The sequence below is a fragment of the Sphingopyxis sp. MWB1 genome (assembly GCF_000763945.1).
GTDB lineage: Bacteria > Pseudomonadota > Alphaproteobacteria > Sphingomonadales > Sphingomonadaceae > Sphingopyxis.
In genome coordinates, this window is record NZ_JQFJ01000002.1 from 1904411 (window position 1) to 1922204 (window position 17794).

12 protein-coding genes are annotated in these 17794 nt (G+C 60.9%); 3 read left to right on the forward strand and 9 right to left on the reverse strand.

Going from position 1 to position 17794, the window contains the following annotated elements; genetic code table 11:
• Positions 1–16 precede the first annotated feature (16 nt).
• The 7 genes from JV18_RS0109510 to gyrB all read right to left on the reverse strand — a co-directional run bounded on the left by JV18_RS0109510 (position 17) and on the right by gyrB (position 12409).
• Positions 17–1849 (reverse strand): cation:proton antiporter, encoded by a 1833-nt coding sequence (locus JV18_RS0109510; RefSeq protein WP_033074302.1) that lies wholly within the window; start codon positions 1847–1849, stop codon positions 17–19.
• A 104-nt stretch (positions 1850–1953) separates the two neighbouring features.
• Positions 1954–4788, reverse strand: coding sequence for a TonB-dependent receptor (locus JV18_RS0109515; RefSeq protein WP_081944761.1), 2835 nt, complete (start codon positions 4786–4788; stop codon positions 1954–1956).
• 163 nt (positions 4789–4951) lie between these two features.
• The gene (gene pdeM / locus JV18_RS0109520; RefSeq protein ID WP_052071869.1) at positions 4952–5668 is read right to left on the reverse strand and encodes a ligase-associated DNA damage response endonuclease PdeM; all 717 of its coding nucleotides are present in this window, start codon (positions 5666–5668) and stop codon (positions 4952–4954) included.
• A gap of 68 nt (positions 5669–5736) precedes the next feature.
• Entirely contained in the window at positions 5737–6576 is an 840-nt protein-coding gene (locus tag JV18_RS0109525) for a retroviral-like aspartic protease family protein (protein WP_235303083.1), read from the reverse strand.
• A 249-nt stretch (positions 6577–6825) separates the two neighbouring features.
• The gene (locus tag JV18_RS0109530; protein ID WP_033075201.1) at positions 6826–9234 is read right to left on the reverse strand and encodes a ligase-associated DNA damage response DEXH box helicase; all 2409 of its coding nucleotides are present in this window, start codon (positions 9232–9234) and stop codon (positions 6826–6828) included.
• Between the two features lie 129 nt (positions 9235–9363).
• Positions 9364–9765 (reverse strand): septal ring lytic transglycosylase RlpA family protein, encoded by a 402-nt coding sequence (locus JV18_RS15645; protein ID WP_033074303.1) that lies wholly within the window; start codon positions 9763–9765, stop codon positions 9364–9366.
• Between the two features lie 106 nt (positions 9766–9871).
• Positions 9872–12409, reverse strand: coding sequence for a DNA topoisomerase (ATP-hydrolyzing) subunit B (gene gyrB / locus JV18_RS0109540; protein ID WP_033075202.1), 2538 nt, complete (start codon positions 12407–12409; stop codon positions 9872–9874).
• 107 nt (positions 12410–12516) lie between these two features.
• On the opposite strand from gyrB, the gene JV18_RS14710 reads away from it, so the two are divergent.
• Positions 12517–12963 carry a hypothetical protein gene (locus tag JV18_RS14710; protein WP_144243916.1) on the forward strand — a complete coding sequence of 149 codons (447 nt, stop codon included), beginning with the start codon at positions 12517–12519 and terminating at the stop codon, positions 12961–12963.
• Positions 12964–12992: 29 nt separating this feature from the next.
• On the opposite strand, the gene JV18_RS0109550 is transcribed toward JV18_RS14710, so the two are convergent.
• A complete protein-coding gene (locus JV18_RS0109550; RefSeq protein ID WP_235303091.1) occupies positions 12993–13508 on the reverse strand; it encodes a hypothetical protein in 516 nt (171 codons plus the stop codon).
• Positions 13505–14215 carry a nitroreductase gene (locus JV18_RS0109555; RefSeq protein WP_052071871.1) on the reverse strand — a complete coding sequence of 237 codons (711 nt, stop codon included), beginning with the start codon at positions 14213–14215 and terminating at the stop codon, positions 13505–13507. Before JV18_RS0109555 ends, JV18_RS0109550 begins: the two co-directional genes overlap by 4 nt.
• 261 nt (positions 14216–14476) lie before the next feature.
• Between JV18_RS0109555 and JV18_RS0109560 the strand changes: the two genes are divergently transcribed.
• Positions 14477–16678 carry a dehydrogenase E1 component subunit alpha/beta gene (locus JV18_RS0109560; RefSeq protein ID WP_033074304.1) on the forward strand — a complete coding sequence of 734 codons (2202 nt, stop codon included), beginning with the start codon at positions 14477–14479 and terminating at the stop codon, positions 16676–16678.
• Positions 16675–17721 carry an acyl carrier protein gene (locus tag JV18_RS0109565; protein WP_033074305.1) on the forward strand — a complete coding sequence of 349 codons (1047 nt, stop codon included), beginning with the start codon at positions 16675–16677 and terminating at the stop codon, positions 17719–17721. The genes JV18_RS0109560 and JV18_RS0109565 overlap by 4 nt, the downstream gene beginning before the upstream one ends.
• Positions 17722–17794: the final 73 nt, after the last annotated feature.

Consider the following 17794-nt stretch of genomic DNA (forward strand, 5'->3'; position numbering starts at 1 on the left):
CGCAGCAGCGCCCGCGTCAAACGCCTTGCGTGGCACTTTCGTCAACATCCGCCGCCTTGCGCGGTTGGGGAATATCGGGCGGGACAAAGGTCCAGATCGTATCGCCCGCGTCGATGCTGGGGCGATGCTGCGCCGAAAAGATCAGCAAATCCCCCGAAGCCCGAACCACCGCGAGGCTGTCGCCGCCCGATGCCTTCATCCGCTCGACAAAATCGGCATAGCTGAATTTGTCGGTGATCCGCGTACGCCCAAAGCTCCAGCCTGCCTGCAGCCGATCGAGCTGGGTTTCGATCGGCGTGCCCGCCAGCGTAAAGACCCGCCCCCGCCGCTGATTGCCGTTGCGCGAGGCACCGATCATCCGGCTGACCCGGTCATGCCCGATTTCAGGCGCCAGTTCGCTGCACACCAGCGCATTATAGCTGTCATTATCGGTCGCGGCGATCAGCTGCTGATATTCACCCATATCGAGGCTGTCGTCATGCGCCTCGTCCAATATGTCGCCATAATAGACCGGAATTTCGGAACGCCGCGCCCGCCGCAGCGCGAGCTGGCTGGGGTCGGCGATCAAAATCTTGCGGTCCTGCTTCTTGATAAATTCGGCAAAAGCGATCGTCCAGCTGTTGGCGCCCACCAGCAGAACGCCATCGCCCTTGCCCCGGTCCAGCCCCAGCCAGCGCGCAAAAGCCGCCGCCGTGAAACCATGGGCAAGAATGGTCGCGATCACTACGCCAAAACTGAGCGGCACCAGCGCTTCGGCCCCGGCAATGCCATAGTCGGTCAGGCGCAGCGCAAACAGGCCGATCACGGCGACCGCGACGATACCGCGCGGCGCGATCCAAGCGACGAACAGCCGTTCCTTGAACGGGATGCGCGTGAAAAGCAGCGCGATCATGATCGTCAGCGGCCGCACGACAAACAGCAGCAGAAGCAGGAAGATGACAAAGCGAAGCTGGAAATTCTGCACCACTTCCCAATCGAGCGTCGCCGACAGGATGACGAATACGCCCGAGACGAGGAGGACGGTCAAATCCTCCTTGAAGCGTTGGAGCATATGGGTCGAATAGGTTTCGCGGTTCGCCATGACGACGCCCATCACCGTGACAGTGATCAGTCCGGTTTCATGCAGAATGAGATCGGAGAGGACAAACACGGCGATAACCGTGGTGAGCAGCACCGGCGCCTTCAGATATTCGGGCACCCACCCGCGTGGGAAAGCTTCGGTCAGCGCGAAACCCGCTGCCCCGCCCAGCAATATGGCGACCATGGACGCGGCCACGACATCCGTCGCAATGCCGATGCTATCAGCCTGTGCCCCGCCATGGGTAATATAGGCATAGATTGCGACCGCAAGCAGCGCCCCAATGGGGTCGTTCACAATCGCTTCCCATTTCAGCATATGCTTGACGCGCGGCGCGATGTTCAGCGAACGGAGCATCGGGGCAATCACCGTTGGGCCTGTGACGACCATCACGCCGCCGAACAATGCGGCCAGTTCAAAGGGCAGACCCGCGCCATAATAGGCCGCAGCGGTTCCCAGCGCCCAGCCGATCGGGACACCCACAAAAACGAGCATGAAAACCGCCAAGCCCGCCTGGCGCAGTTCGCGGAATTTCAGGCTGAGCCCGCCTTCGAACAGGATGATTGCGACCGCCAGCTTGATGATCGGTTCGCGCAGATCCCCGAAGTCGCGTTCGGGGTCGATTAACCCCAAGATCGGCCCGGCAATAATGCCGGCAATCAGCATCAGCGCGATAGCCGGCTTGTTGGTCCGCCATGCGACCCATTGGGCGCCAATACCAATCACGCCGATCAGCGCAATTTTGACGAGCAGGGAGTCGATGACGAACATTCGCGCTTTCCTATGCCATATGCCGGAAAGGACGCCAGAAAAAAGAAACCGCCCGCTGGTCGGAACCAACGGGCGGCTTTTGAACCCCGGGGAGTGATGCGCGATCAGAATTTGCCGCGCAGCGTCACGCCATAGGTCCTGGGTTCGGCCAGGAACATCGAGAAAATCTGGCGCCCGCCGGGATATTGGGGGTCAGCAAAGGCTGTTCCGCTTGAGGTTGCCCCTTCCTGGAAGGGTGAATTGAAGGCAACCTGCGCATATTGTTTGTTGAACAGATTCTGCGCCCACAATTCGATGCCCCATTTCTCATCCGCGCCGCGCAGACCCACGCGTGCGTTGATGATCGCATAGCCATCCTGCTCCTTTTGCGGGAACAGGTCGGACCCGGTGTTATAATCGCTGGTCATGCGGCCATCGAGATACACAAGACCGGTCATGCCGCTGCTACCGATATCGGGCGTCCAGGCGATGCTGCCCGTCGCGACCAGTTCGGGCGCGTTCGACATATTGTCGCCGGGCAGCTTGCGCAGCGCCTGATCGAGCGGATCGCCTGCGCTGTTGCCAACCAGATTGTCGCGATATTTGGTGCGCGCATAGGTCAGACCCGCCGTCATGCGGAAGCTGCGCGCCGGGACCAGCGACGCCTCGAGCTCAAAGCCTTGCGAGCGCACGCCCCAGCTAACATCCTCGGCGGCGCAAGCCCCCGTAGTCGCTGCGGCCGGATTATAATTGGGCGCGCCCGTGAATTTGCTCTGATCACGATCGCCGCCAGCAAGATCGCTGGTGCAGCCGTTGATCGTCTGGACGATATAGGTCGAGCCGTTGAAGGTATTGAGCTGGAAATTCTCGAAATCCGACCGGAAGAGCGTCAGGCCCAGGCTGAAAGGTCCGGTCGCATATTTGGCGCCCAACTCATAGCTGTTTACCTGTTCGGGATCGAATTGAAGATTGCCGACCAACGCTTGCGCGCCACCGACGGCGGCAAAACTGGAACTGGAATTCGCTCCGGCCAGAATCACAGGTGGCTTCAGTGCCGAACGATCGAGGTTGAAACCCCCGGCCTTATAGCCACGCGAATAGCTGGCATAGAGCATCAGATCATGAATCGGCTTGTAAGAAAGAATGGCCGTCCCGGTCCATTCGTCCTCGCTCCTTTTGTCGCGGATCGACACGCCGTCAAGTTCAGAGGTTGAGTTGCCCTGACAACTCAGGCCCAATATGCCTGCAGCGGTAGCTGCGAGAGGGCCGCTGAGCAACGGCTCGAACAATGCCTGATTGGCGACGCAAGCGGTATTGTCGTTGGTAAAGGTCGCCGAAAACTTCTTCTTATCGTTGGTGTACCGGACACCGAAGGTAAAATCAAGCTTGTCGGTGATGTGAAAAATATTGTGCGTGAACAGCGCCCAATTCTTGCCGTTCTGGCGATAGACGTCGTTTATGCTTCCGCGGTCGCTAATCGACGCTAGATTATTTACCCCTGCCAAGATTAGAGGGCCGACGCCGGTCGGCAGCGTCGGAATCAGGTTATTACCCAGCGCGAATTGTCCCGTAGGGCTGATGCAGTTGGTGGTGCTAGGGTCGTAGAACGGCACCAGTGTAGACCCAGTGACGAGACGGCACGCCGCGAACTTGCCATAATCCTCGCCGAAACGCAGATTGTCGCGAACAGTCAGCTTTTCGTTCGCATAAAAACCGCCGACCAGCCAGTCGAGCTTGCCGTCGAAAGCCTCTCCCTGCAAGCGCAATTCCTGGGTAAAGGTATGGAACTGGCGATAGGTGTCGGGGTCGTCGGCGCGATAGAGAATATCGACCGTGCCATAATCAAGATCGCCGGCCTGGCTTGAGCGATATTCGCGATAGGCGGTGATCGAGGTCAGCGTTGCACCGCCGAAATCATAATCAATCTGGCCCGAGAAGCCATAATCCTTGGTCTGACCAGCATAGCTGCGTCCCGGCGTAACCGAAATATTGCGGTCATAGCCTTGGCTGAAAGCGCTGGGATCTTGCCCCAGATCGGTAAGAACCTGAATGATATTATTCTGGTTGCCCGCCAAAGGCACACCCGGCAATCTCGACGGATTGTTCAAATCCCCGATTAAGGGGTTGACGCTATTGTCGATGAAAACCGCCGCGCAGCATTTTTCGTCGCGATAGGTATAATCGCCGATCAAGCGCACCGACAGCGCGTCGGTCGGTTCGAAAAGCAATTGACCGCGCAGGAAATAACGATCGCGGTCATTCACCCGCGTATCATTGGCTTCATCTTTATAGAAGCCGTCGCGCTTGACCCAAATGCCATCGAGGCGTGCGGCGAGCGTGTCACTGATCGGCCCGGTAATGCTGCCACCAAGACGCCAGTAATCATAATTACCATAGGTAATTTCGCCCGATCCACCGAACTGGAACTCAGGCTTTTTCGAGTAAATGCTGATCAGACCCGCCGAGGAATTGCGGCCACCCAGGGTGCCTTGCGGACCGCGCTGCACCTCTACGCGGTCGATTTCCCCAAGCTCGTTGAGCCCGATGCCCGAGCGCGAGCGATAAACGCCGTCGATGAACACCGGGACCGAGCTTTCAAGACCGGGGTTGTCACCCACGGTGCCGATGCCGCGAATACGCGCCGAGCCATTGGCTTCGGAACCTGTTGAGGATACGAGCAGCGACGGCGCCACCTGATTGAGTTGGCGAATGTCATTGGCGCCGCTGTTCTGTAGCGTTTCAGCACTGACCGCCGAAATGGCCACGGGGACGTCCGACAAGAGCTGCGAACGGCCCTGCGCGGTCACGACGATGACGGCGCTGTCGTCATAGGCTTCATTCTGCGGGTTGGCGTCTGCATCCTGCGCCGAAGCGGGGGCCGCCGCGACAGCGACTGCCAAGGACATGCCCAATGCGCTGCTACGCAAAAGACGTCCAGCGTGAAGGGAAGATGATTTCATGGTCGGCTCTCCTCTTAACATTTAATTTTTTCGTTGCCTGCCAAGTCATACCCAAAACGCAGCGCCAATCCAGTCGCTCAACGCAGCCAAATGCCATTCTTTTCAAATGGTGATGTTTTTAGGCCACAGGAAAAACCGCAGTATTCCGCCGTTTTTTCGCCATTTAAATCGCGCCGTTGCAAGCTTGCCGTAACGTCATCGACCGAGGTGGCCGACAGGGGAACCGCAGCAGCCGGTCCCCGGCGACCAGCATCGCGTGATAGGCCTGACCGGTAAAATTTTTACCGATCGCCGGGTCCGCGACATCAAGCCCCCCCGTCAAACTGCCAAAGGCCGGGAGAATCAGTCGCTGCTCATCAGCGGCGAAGCACGGGCGCGATACCGGCCGCCCTCGGATATTGATGCGAAGTTTGGGATGAAAATGCCCGGAGATTTCGGGGCGCCGCTCCCCCGGCTTGCTTTGGTGGCGCAGGACCAGCCCGTCGATATACAGTTCATCGGCGATTTCGCCGCCCCAGGCCCCGCCAGTCAACCCGTCATGATTCCCCGCGACCCAAGTCACCCGCGTCGCGCTGGTCTGCGCCAGCAGGCGTGCAGCGGCGGCGGGCGCGATCCGCGTGTCGGCATGCCGGTCGTGAAAGCTGTCGCCCAGACACCAGATAGCCCGCGCGCCCATTTTCTGGACAAGTGCTCCGAGCCGGTCGAGCGTATCCTGGCTGTCATAGGGAGGAAGCGGCTGCCCCTGCGCCGCATACCAGCTGCCCTTTTCCAGATGCAGATCGGCAACGATCAGCGCGCCTTGGCGTGGCCAGAAAAGCGCACGCTCCGCCAGTGGCACAAAATCATCGCCAGCAAAGACAAAAGTGGGGGCGGCAGGCATGGTACGGATATGCCAAGCACAAGGGGCAACGACAAGCGCCCATCCGATCCCCGCCTGTGCTCCTTGGCCTAAACGTCCAGTCGGCTACCCCAGCCCCGGCGGATCAACGGACGCGCCCCCGCATCGTCGGGCAAATCGAAAATGATCCGCTTATTCGGAAAGTCCATCTCCACCCGGTCAAACACAGCCAGCCCATCCATTCCCAGAAACAAGGCCGGTCGATCACCCAGTCCAAGCGCGTGAAACGCATGGGCATCGGCAAAAGAAACCGGCAGGTCGGTAACGTCCACGCCGTTGATACGGATGCGCTTGAGAATGGTGCGCTGCGCTGTAACTTGTTCACCCGACACGGCGTTGAGCACGACAGGAAAGAGCGGCAGGCGATTTTCGCGACGCTTGAGAATCAGACGCTGAAGCGCGGGATTGCCGACACTCGTCTGCGCGCCCGTGTCGACGATAACATCGACGCGTCGTCCAGCAATGCGCGCATCGGACAGGATCAACCGGCCCGCGCTGTTTCTGGCTGTCACGACAATGGCATCGCTGTCGCGAATGACGGGGCGGGCGCGGGGAGCGGTTTCGACGATCTGCATCGTTTCGTCACGAAAATCGATCAGCACCCGTTGATTTTCGAGCATATCGACCCCGATCAGCCCGGGGGCGCCAATATGCCGTCCCGCTAGCGCGGGCGCATCAAAGGGCCTCAGCCGCAAATGGGTCATCTCCAGCGAAGCGATCTGAAAAGACGGGACCAAGGTCGAACTGCCGATGGTGGCAATGCGCAGTTTTTGCCCGTCCGCCAGCTTCAGCCGCTGCGCCAGTTCGCGCGCGATCACCGTGCGTTCAGAGCCCGTATCGACCAGAAAACTGTATGGCCCCTTCCCTTCCACCATCACTGGCACAGCCATGCGCCGCGTTGCATCGAGATCGAAAGGTTGGATGACGGGGACCAGTTCCCCGCTCGCGGGGGCAGGTGAGGAAAGAGGTGAAGAAGCGGGTGCTGAAGGCGACCCCAAGGACATCGCACCGCACAGCAGCGGTGCAGCCAAAATCACCGTCCAGCAACTCGTAGACCTGACGGGTCCGATGTACGCCATGACATCACCCTCCATCCCGTAGCGATATTACGCCTCTTTTGCTTTCGGCGCAAATAGCGGTCAATCGCCCTGCATCGCCTGCGCCGCAAGCATGTCCGCAAGCTCACCGAGCAGCGCATCATCGACATCTGCAGCCGCGATATTTTCGCGTCCGATCAATACCAGAACCGGCACGGCAAGCGGACTGATGCGATCGAGCGCGCGATGCACCATGGTGCCCGCAGCCCTGTCGAGCAAATCTCCCAATCGTCCGACGTCGGTCAACCGTTCGCGCGCATCGGCCCACGCCGCCTCCATCAACAGATGGTCGGGTTCATATTTGCGCAGAACATCAAAAATCAGATCGGTCGAGAAGGTTACCTGCCGCCCGGTCTTGCGCTTGCCGGGATGTTGCCGCTCGATCAAGCCGCCGATGACCGCCACTTCACGAAAAGCGCGCTTCAGCAGGTGAGAGCTTTCCACCCATTCGACAAACTCATCCTCCAATATCGACGATTCAAACAAGGGGGCAGGGTCGGTCACCGGACGCAACGACCAGAGCGCCAGGGCATAATCCGACGCGACAAAGCCAAGCGGCCCTAGACCCGCACGCTCCATCCTTTTACTGATGAGCATGCCGAGCGACTGATGTGCGTTCCATCCGTCAAACGGATAGACGACCAGATAATGCGCGCCCTCATGCGGGAATGTTTCCATCAGCAGTTCGTCTTGCCCGGGCAAAGCCGAGCGCCGCTGCTGCATTCGCAGCCACGCCTGCACATCATCAGGAAAGCGCTTCCAACTGTTGGGGTCGGCCAAAAAGGCCCGCACGCGATCGGCAAGCCGGGTCGAGAGCGCCATGCGCGCGCCGACATAGGAAGGAATGCGCGCGGGCCGTGCCGTGGCGCGAACATAAAGATCGCTATCTCGGATCGCATCGACTTCCAGGCTCAGGCCCGCAAAGGCAAAGGTGTCCCCCGGCGCCAGCGTGCTCGCAAAATATTCCTCAACCGTCCCCAGCCGACGCCCGTTGCGAAAACGCACGTCCAGCGTGGGGGCATCGACGATTATCCCCGCATTCAGACGATGCTGCGCCGCCAGCCGCGGGTGCGATATGCGCCATCCGCCCTTGTCGTCGGGCGCCAGACGGCGAAAACGGTCATAGCTTTTAAGCGCATAGCCACCGTCGCGAACGAAAGCGAGCAATCGCGCAAATTGGGTCGCACTGATCCCGCGATAGGGATGCGCGCTCTGGATTTCGGCTAGCAGCTCAGCTTCCTGAAAAGGCGCCGCGCATGCGAGCGCCATGACATGCTGAGCCAGAACGTCGAGCGCGCCAGGACGAAAATGATCGGCATCGCGTTCGCCCGCCTCGACGGCATCGAGGGCCGCCCGCGCCTCCAGATATTCGAAGCGATTGCCGGGGACGATCAAGGCGCGGCTTGGCTCGTCAAGGCGATGATTGGCCCGACCGATGCGCTGCAGCAGCCGTGAGGAGCCTTTGGGCGCACCCATCTGGATGACGCAATCGACATTTCCCCAATCGAGCCCCAGGTCGAGACTGGAGGTCGCGACGAGCGCACGCAAACGCCCTTCGGACATCGCCTGCTCCGCCCGTTGCCGCGCCTCGCGGTCGAGGCTGCCGTGATGGATGGCGATGGGCAGCGACAGATCGTTGACCTTCCAAAGCTCCTGAAAGATCAGTTCGGCGAGACCGCGCGTGTTGCAGAAAATAATGGTGGTGCGGTTGCGCGCCACTTCGGCCATGACTTGGTGCACCGCGTAACGGCCCGAATGGCCGGCCCAAGGCACCGCCCCTTCCGGCAATAATATTCCGATATCCGGGTCAGCCCCTGCTTCGCCTTCGACAAGCGTCACTTGTTTTTCTGCGCCGCCGGGAGCGAGCCAGCGTCGATAGGCACCGGCATCGGCGATGGTCGCCGACAGGCCGACCCTGCGCAGGCCGGGCGCGATACGGTGGAGCCGGGCAAGCGACAAGCTAAGCAAGTCGCCACGCTTTCCGCTGGCAAAGGCGTGAATCTCGTCGATCACCACCGTTTTCAGATCGGCAAAGAGAGCAAAACTGTCGGGGTAGGAAAGCAGTAGCGACAAGGATTCGGGAGTGGTGAGCAGGATATGGGGCGGTTTGGCCCGCTGCCGCGCCTTTTTGTCCGACGACGTATCGCCGCTGCGGCTTTCAACGCGGATCGGCAGCTTCATCTCGGCGATCGGCGCGCCTAGGTTGCGCTCCACATCGGCAGCGAGTGCCTTTAGCGGGGAAATATAAAGACTGTGTAGCCCCTCTGTCGGGTGAGCGGCGAGATCGACAAGGCTGGGAAGAAAGCCGGCGAGCGTTTTACCCGCCCCCGTCGCAGCGACGAGCAGGGCATGCTCGCCCCGTTCCGCCGCCGCCAGCATCTCCGCCTGATGCCGCCGCAGCCGCCAGCCGCGCGCGGTGAACCATTGAAGAAAGGGGGCGGGAAGCACCATGGTCAGGATGTGGCCCGTCCCCGTGCCCGCCACAAGGGTCTATCCGTGATCCCTTCTAAGGGGACGCTATTGAGCCACCAAATGCGGGAAACACGGCATTTCGGGCCGCCCCTGAGGATGTCGCTCTATTTAATCGGCGAGATTATCCTCGTCGATTAACGACATGCTGACCGGAGCCAAACCGCTGCGGTGCATGCCGATCTCTCGCGCAGCAGCATGGCTGACATCGATCACACGACCATGGGCAAAGGGGCCGCGGTCGTTGATCCGCACCACCACACTTTGACCATTGTCCATATTTGTGACGCGAACCCGGCTACCAAAGGGCAAGGTGCGGTGCGCGGCTGTCAATGCATTCGGGTCGAAGCGTTCGCCGCTGGCGGTGCGGTTTCCAGCCAGTTCCCTGCCATAATAGCTGGCCGTGCCGCTGCCGAATATCGCTTCGCTGTCGCTGGCATTATCCTGTGCCGCCGCGGGCGCCGCCGGCGCGATCAGCAACATCGATGCTAGAATTGCGATAGAGCGTCGCATAGGCCCTCCCCTTGGTTCAAGGCAGGGGCGGTGAAGCACTGCCGCCGCACGCAAGCAAGCGGACGGCGGTATGCTGGTTCAAAATCGCGGCTGATGGATGAACCGATCAGACGTCCAAATTGGCCACCGACAAAGCGTTTGTCTGAATAAAGTCGCGACGCGGCTCCACCTCGTCGCCCATCAAGCGCTCGAAAATCTCATGCGCGACATCGGCCTGCTCGGCCTCGACCCGCAGCAGCGAACGATTTTCCGGATCCAATGTGGTTTCCCACAATTGTTCAGCATTCATTTCGCCCAGCCCCTTATAGCGGCTGATCGCCAGCCCTTTGCGGCTGTGAGCGAAAATAGCTTCAAGCAGTTCCGATGGCCGGGTCACGGCTACAGCCTTTATGCTGGACGCAACACTCGCCTCGCTATTGTCGCCTTCGCTAGAATCGGTAGCAAGGTTCGCCGTTCCTTTCACCAAACGCGCGGGGCGGGCATAGGTGTCAGCCTCTTCGCTCGCGAGCTTGTGCAAACGGCGCGCTTCCTGGCTTGCCAGAAATGCGGTGTCGATCACATGATGATCGCTCACCCCACGCCAACGGCGTTCCATTATATACCCGCCCCCTTCCGCCGGGGTCACCGTCCATTTGGCTTCGCCATTACCGTTCAGTGCGACTTCGGCGCCGTTCAGCCATTCCGCACTTGTTGCAGCGGCGCTGTGCCGCCCGCCGGCGTCGAGGTCGGGGTCGAGCGCACCGGCAAGCGCCATCGCCTCCACCAGACCATGATCGAGGCTGCGCGGAATATAGCGCATCAATGCGCGAAGCCGTCGTCCATGGTCGATCAAGGCCCGCAGATCCTGACCGGAACGCGCGCCGCCTGCCGTTTCCAAGAGGAGGGCGTCGATGCCGGCGTCGACCAGATAATTTTCGAGGGCGTTGTCGTCCTTGAGATAGACTTCGCTGCGCCCCTTCGCGACCTTATACAGCGGCGGCTGGGCGATATAGAGATGCCCATTTTCGATGATTTCGGGCATTTGCCGGTAGAAGAAGGTCAGCAAAAGCGTCCGGATATGTGCCCCGTCGACGTCGGCGTCGGTCATGATCACAATCTTGTGATAGCGCAGCTTTTCCAGATTGAACTCGTCGCGAATCCCGGTGCCAAGCGCCTGGATTAACGTTCCCACTTCCTTTGAAGAGATGATCCGATCGAAACGCGCGCGTTCGACGTTCAAAATCTTGCCCTTCAACGGCAAAATTGCCTGAACATGGCGATCTCGACCCTGCTTTGCCGAACCGCCTGCCGAATCCCCTTCGACCAGAAACAATTCGCATTTGGTCGGATCGCGCTCCTGACAATCGGCCAATTTTCCGGGAAGCGATGCGATGTCCATCGCCCCTTTGCGCCGCGTCAGTTCGCGCGCTTTTTTGGCGGCCTCGCGTGCCGCCGCGGCATCAATGACCTTTTGCAACACCACCTTGGCATAGGCTGGATTTTCTTCCAGCCATTCGGTCATCCGGTCAGCCATCAGGCTTTCCAGCGGCTGACGCACTTCCGAAGACACAAGCTTGTCCTTGGTCTGCGATGAAAATTTCGGATCGGGCAATTTGACCGAGACAATGGCGGTCAGCCCCTCGCGCATATCCTCGCCTGTCAGACTGACTTTCTCTTTCTTGAGAATGCCCGATTTCTCACCATAGTTGTTGAGAGTGCGCGTGAGCGCCGCCCGAAAGGCCGCCAAATGGGTGCCACCGTCGCGCTGCGGGATATTGTTCGTGAAGCAGAGGACATTTTCATAATAGCTGTCGTTCCACTCAAGCGCGACATCGATACCGATTCCGTCGCGCTCGCTGCTGATTGCAATCGGATCGGGCAGCAGAGGATTTTTGTTGCGATCGAGAAATTTGACGAACGCCGCGATCCCGCCTTCATAATAAAGATCATGCACCTCATGCTCGGCATGACGCGCATCGACCAGCTTGATCCGCACGCCTGAATTCAGAAAAGCGAGCTCACGATAGCGATGCTCCAGCTTTTGGAAGTCAAATTCGGTGACATTTTTGAAGGTGTCGGTCGAAGCCTGGAAGGTAACGCGCGTTCCCTTTTTGCCCGCAGGGGCCGGACCGGTGACCTTCAGCGGCGCGACCGAATCGCCATGCTCAAAGCGCATCCAATGTTCTTCGCCATCGCGCCAGATGGTCAATTCCAACCATTCGCTGAGCGCATTGACGACGCTGACGCCAACGCCGTGCAGTCCGCCCGACACCTTATAGGCGTTATCGTCGCTGGTGTTTTCAAATTTGCCGCCTGCGTGGAGCTGGGTCATGATGACTTCAGCGGCCGAAATGCCTTCCTCCGCATGAATTCCTGTCGGAATGCCGCGACCATTATCTTCGACGCTGACCGACCCATCGGGGTTCAGCGTGATCAGCACCAGATCACAATGACCCGCCAATGCCTCATCTATCGCATTGTCGGACACTTCAAACACCATATGGTGCAGACCCGATCCATCGTCGGTGTCGCCAATATACATGCCGGGCCGTTTGCGAACCGCGTCCAGCCCTTTCAGAACCTTGATGGACTCAGCGCCATAGCTGTTGGTATTGGCTTGTTTCGATGCACCTTCGGGCGCGGCATTTTCGGGCATATTCGTCATGATGATTATATAGGCTCCGCCCCCGAAAAACCCAAGCAAAAACGCCTTTTGGCTACACCCTGCAACGCCCGTTGCGCCCACGCCGCGCGCCAGCTAGTTTCATCGCCATGAAAGCCCCGCTGTTCCTCTCCCGCACCCTCCCCCTCACTGCGCTAGCTACGCTGGCGCTCACAGCTTGTTCAGAGCCGCCTCCACCCGTCGACAATGCGCCGCCGATGGCCGGTGATCCCATTGCAACACGCGCAGTGAAGATTGGCACCGAAGGCCCCAGTCTTCCCGCTTGTTCGAGCATCAGCCGGGTTCAGGATGGGGGAACCGAGGTATATTGGGCTCCCGGCGAAACGCGCGTCGTCAAAGCCCGGCTGGCTGGCGGCACCCGCGTATCGGTTTGTGAAGCCACCGAGGACGACACATGGTTCGGGATTGTCTTTTCCGCGCCCGGCACCGACCCCGATATGTGCGGCATCACACGCGCCGTGCGAAATGAACGCGAGTATCAGGGTCCTTGCCGCTGGGGCTGGATCAAGGGTGGTACGGTCCGACTGGGCGCTTAACCTCGCACACCGACCGACCGCTGCTTTGCCTAGCCGCGACAATCCTCAATAACCCGGCCAAGTTCGGACTGTACAGGCAAAGTCAAGGCGTGGCCGTGAGGGGCCTCGAGCGCAAAACGCCCGCGGCTGAAAGCGATGCGGTCAAGCCGCTGGTCGCCGGCGCCAATCGTGCTGCTGTCCTGTACAAAGCGGAGGCTGTCGGTGCCGCTGCTCGTTTTAAGCGCGACATCGACTGGCTGGGCGCCACTCCCCATGTTTGCGGTCAAACGGATCGCTCCCCCCGTGCAGGCCAGCGTAACAAGCGGTGCATTGCCGCTAGCGGGGACGAAACGCGCCATGCGGCTGGCTGCGTCATAGCGCCAGGCCCCTGCATTGAGCGCGCGATCGGTCCAGGGTTTGGCAGGCGCTGTAACGACAGGCGCGGGAGCAGGCGTCGGGACGGGCGCAGGTGGCGCCTCAGGCGTCGGCACCGCTGTACAGCAGGCCACCACCAGCATCAGCGGGACCACTGCGCCATAGCACATCCATTTTTGCGTGCGGATCATATATCAAACCCCTGCCATTCGATCACATCTTCCAGCGCGGCGCGTGGCACCGGCCATTGGTTCACCGGTGCATCGCCGTCCGCATAGCCGATGGCAAGTCCACTGAACAAAATCTGCCCATCATCGAGGCCCAACGTCTTGCGCACCGTCTCGCCATACATCGCCCAGCATTCCTGGGGGCAACTGGCAAGTCCCGCCTCGACGAGCAGCAGCATCACCGATTGCATCCACATGCCCATATCGGCCCATTGCGGCGGCCCCATGATGCGCGAACAATGGAGGAAAAGCATCACCGGTGCGCCGAAACCCCGGTAATTGTCCATGAATTGAGCGAGCCGTGCCTTTTTATCCTCGCGCGGAATGCCAAGCGCGCCATAAAGCGCCTCGCCCACGCCAAAGCGCCGTGATTGCCACGGGTCGACCAAGTGCTTGGGATAAATGTCATATTCCGGCTGATAGCCCTCGCGCCCCAATGCAATACGCGCGGCAACCGCATCCTTTACCGCCTGCCAAGGGGCGCCGGAGAGCACCACCACCTGCCAGGGCTGGAGATTTCCGCCCGATGGTGCGCGTTGGGCTGAAGCAAGAATGTCGCGGAGCAGCGCCGGCTCTACCGGCCTGTCGGAAAAGGCTCGGACCGAGCGGCGCTGGTGCAGCGCTTCGGTCACGCTCCGCGCGAGGCGAACAAGTCCTTCAGTCGCGGTCATATTGTCCTTTCGAGTTCGCGTGGCAGCGAATACACGGGTTTGCTCACCCCTGCCACAACCTCCGTTTCAGCGCCATCCAAAGGCTCTGCAAACTCCTCGTGCGCCAGACGCCATTCATCGGTTCATCACTGCGATTGTCACGCACAACCCACAGCAGAAGCAAGAGAGGCTTGTGCCGGACGCACCGGCGCTTTAGCCCGCCTGGTGAAATGAATTTCGTTACAGGCGCAACGATCATGCGCGCAACAGACGGAGGGCCAAGTGGACGCAGCGCAGGCGGTGCATGAAAAATTTCTGGCAGCGCTGACGCAGGGCGCGCTGGCACGAAGGTCGGATGCCCCCGATCCTGTGGCGGCAGGTCTGCCGCGCGCCGATGCGGTCGACATCTTCCTGTCGCAGCTGACCAGCCGCCAGATGGACCGGCTGTCGCGTGACCTTCAGGCGCGCGGCGAGGGCTTCTATACGATCGGTTCGTCGGGGCATGAGGGCAACGCCGCGGTCGCGGCGGCGCTGCGCGTTACCGACATGGCCTTTCTCCACTATCGCTCGAATGCCTTCCAGCTCCACCGCGCGCGCCAGTTGCCGGGACAGACGCCGAACTGGGACATGCTGCTGAGCTTCGCCGCGTCGGCCGAAGACCCGATTTCGGGCGGGCGGCACAAGGTGATCGGGTCAAAGCCGCTCAATATCCCGCCGCAAACCTCGACCATCGCCTCGCACCTTCCGAAAGCGGTCGGCGCGGCCTTTTCGATCGGAATCGCCCGAAAACTGGAGATGTGCGACTTGCCGCTCCCCTCCGACGCGGTCGTGCTCGCTAGCTTTGGCGATGCATCGGCGAATCATTCGACCGCACAAGGTGCCTTCAACACGGCGGGCTGGGCGGCGCATCAGGGTACGCCGATGCCGATTATCTTCCTGTGCGAAGATAATGGCATCGGCATTTCGACGCGCACCCCGACGGGATGGATCGAGGCGCAGTTCCGCCAGCGCGCGGGGCTGCATTATATCCAGTGCGACGGCACCGACCTGGTGTCGGCCTACGCCGGGGCGAAAGAGGCGGCCGATTTTGCGCGGCGGACGCGCAGACCCGTGTTCCTCCACATGGCGACGGTACGGCTTTACGGCCATGCGGGCTCCGACGTGCAGGGCGCCTATCTGCCCAAGGCGCTGATCGAAGCCGACGAGGCGCGCGATCCCCTGCTCGCCGGTGCGGCGCTGATGGTCGAACAGGGCTGGATGAGCGCGTCCGAAATCGCCGACGCCTATGAGGATATCGGCGCGACGCTCGCGCGGCAGGCCGAAGCGGCGATAAAGCGTCCCAAGCTGACCACCGCCGCGGCGGTGATGGAGAGCATCGTCCCGCCGAAGCGCGACCTGCCGCGCGTCAACACGCCGTCGGACGAAGACCGCAAAGCGATGTTCGGCAGCGACGCGGGGCAGATGGACAAGCCGATGCACATGGCGCGGCTGCTCTCGTGGGCGCTCGCCGACCTGATGCTCGCGCACAAGGAAATTGTCGTTGCGGGCGAGGATGTCGGGCCGAAGGGCGGCGTCTATAATGTTACGGCAAAGCTGCACCAGCGCTTCGGATCGGCGCGCGTCGTCAACACGCTGCTTGATGAACAGGCAATCCTCGGCCTCGCCATCGGCATGGCGCATAACGGCTTCCTGCCGATGCCCGAAATCCAGTTCCTCGCCTATGTCCACAATGCCGAGGACCAGATCCGCGGCGAGGCAGCGACGCTCAGTTTCTTTTCGAACGGTCAATATACGAACCCGATGGTCATCCGCATCGCGGGGCTCGGCTATCAAAAGGGTTTCGGCGGCCATTTCCACAATGACAACAGCCTCGCGGTGTTCCGCGACATTCCGGGCGTCATCCTGGCGGTGCCGTCGAACGGGCGCGATGCCGTGGCGATGCTGCGCGAATGCGTCCGCCTTGCGCGCGAGGAGCAGCGCGTGGTCGTCTTCGTCGAACCGATCGCGCTCTATATGACGCGCGACCTGCACGAAGAGGGCGACGGCCTGTGGACCAGCATCTATGAAGCGCCGGGGGCGGGAACGCCCATCCGCCTCGGCGAGGTCGGCGTCCATGGCGACGGCACCGAGCTTGCCATCGTCAGCTATGGCAATGGCTATTACCTGTCGCGGCAGGCCGAAAGGCTGCTTGCCGAGGACGGCGTCAAGGCGCGGGTAATCGACCTGCGCTGGCTCGGCCCGGTCGATGAGGACAGGCTGCTCGCGGCGGTCGGCGACGCAAAGCGCATATTGATCGTCGACGAATGCCGGATCACCGGGTCGCAGAGCGAGGCGCTGATGGCGCTGTTCACCGAGCGCGCGCCAGAGCGGAAGCTCGCGCGGATCGCCGCCGACGACAGCTTCATTCCGCTCGGCAAGGCGGCGACGCTGACGCTGCCGAGCCGCGATTCGATCGTCGCCGCGGCGAAGGAGCTTTTGGCATGAGCGCGCGCAAGTCCGCCCTCGTCATCGCGCCCGGGCGCGGCACTTATGGCAAGGCCGAACTCGGCAGCATCGCGCGGCTGCATGGCGACCGCTTTGCCGAACTGATCGCCGATTTCGACGCGCAGCGCGCAGCGCGCGGCGAACCGACGGTGAGCGAACTCGACGGCGCCGAACGCTTCAGCGTTTCGACCCACATGCGCGGCGATGTCGCGGCACCGCTGATCTATTCGGCCTCGATCCTCGATTTCCTGAGCATCGACCGCGAAGCCTATGATGTTGTCGCCGTCGCGGGCAATTCGATGGGCTGGTACAGCGCGCTCGCGATGGGCGGCGCGGTGTCGGTTGCCGACGGCTTTCGTATCGCCAATGCGATGGGGACGAACAGCCAGGCGCACGGGCCGGGCGGGCAAATCCTGTTCCAGGTCGTCGACGAGGATTGGCGCGCCGTTCCGGGGCTGCGCGATGCGATGTTCGCGCGCGTCGCCGACATCGCCGCGCGGCCGGGGCATGCTTTGGCGCTGTCGATCGACCTCGGCGGGATGCTGCTCTTTGCAGGCAACGAGGCGGGGCTTGCCGCCTTGCTCGCCGAAGCGCCGCCGACGCCGGGGCGCGACCCGCTGCGGCTTGCGGGGCATGGCCCCTTTCACACGCCACTGATGCAGGGGAGCGCGGACAAGGCGCAAACGCAGCTTCCGCCCTCGCTGTTCGCGAAACCCATGATCTCCCTTGTCGATGGCAGGGGTCATATCTGGCGGCGCCATTCGAGCGATCCCGCCGCGATGTGGGATTATAGTTTCGGGCACCAGATACTCGCCCCTTATGATTTCGCTCTGTCGGTGCAGGTCGCCGTTAAGGAGTATGCGCCTGACGTCATCATCCTGCTGGGCCCGGGTGATACGTTGGGGGGCGCAATCGCGCAGTCGTTAATCGCTATCGAATGGCAGGGATTGACCAATAAGATGGATTTTTCTGACCGCCAGAGAAGCGCACCCTTCTTATTCTCAATGTCCAGAACAGATCAAAGAAAAAAGGTCATCTATTGAACAAGATAAGCTTCCCTTTCACCTTTCTGAAATGAAAGCAAAGCCCCATTTTTATACAAAGAGGCGTGAACGA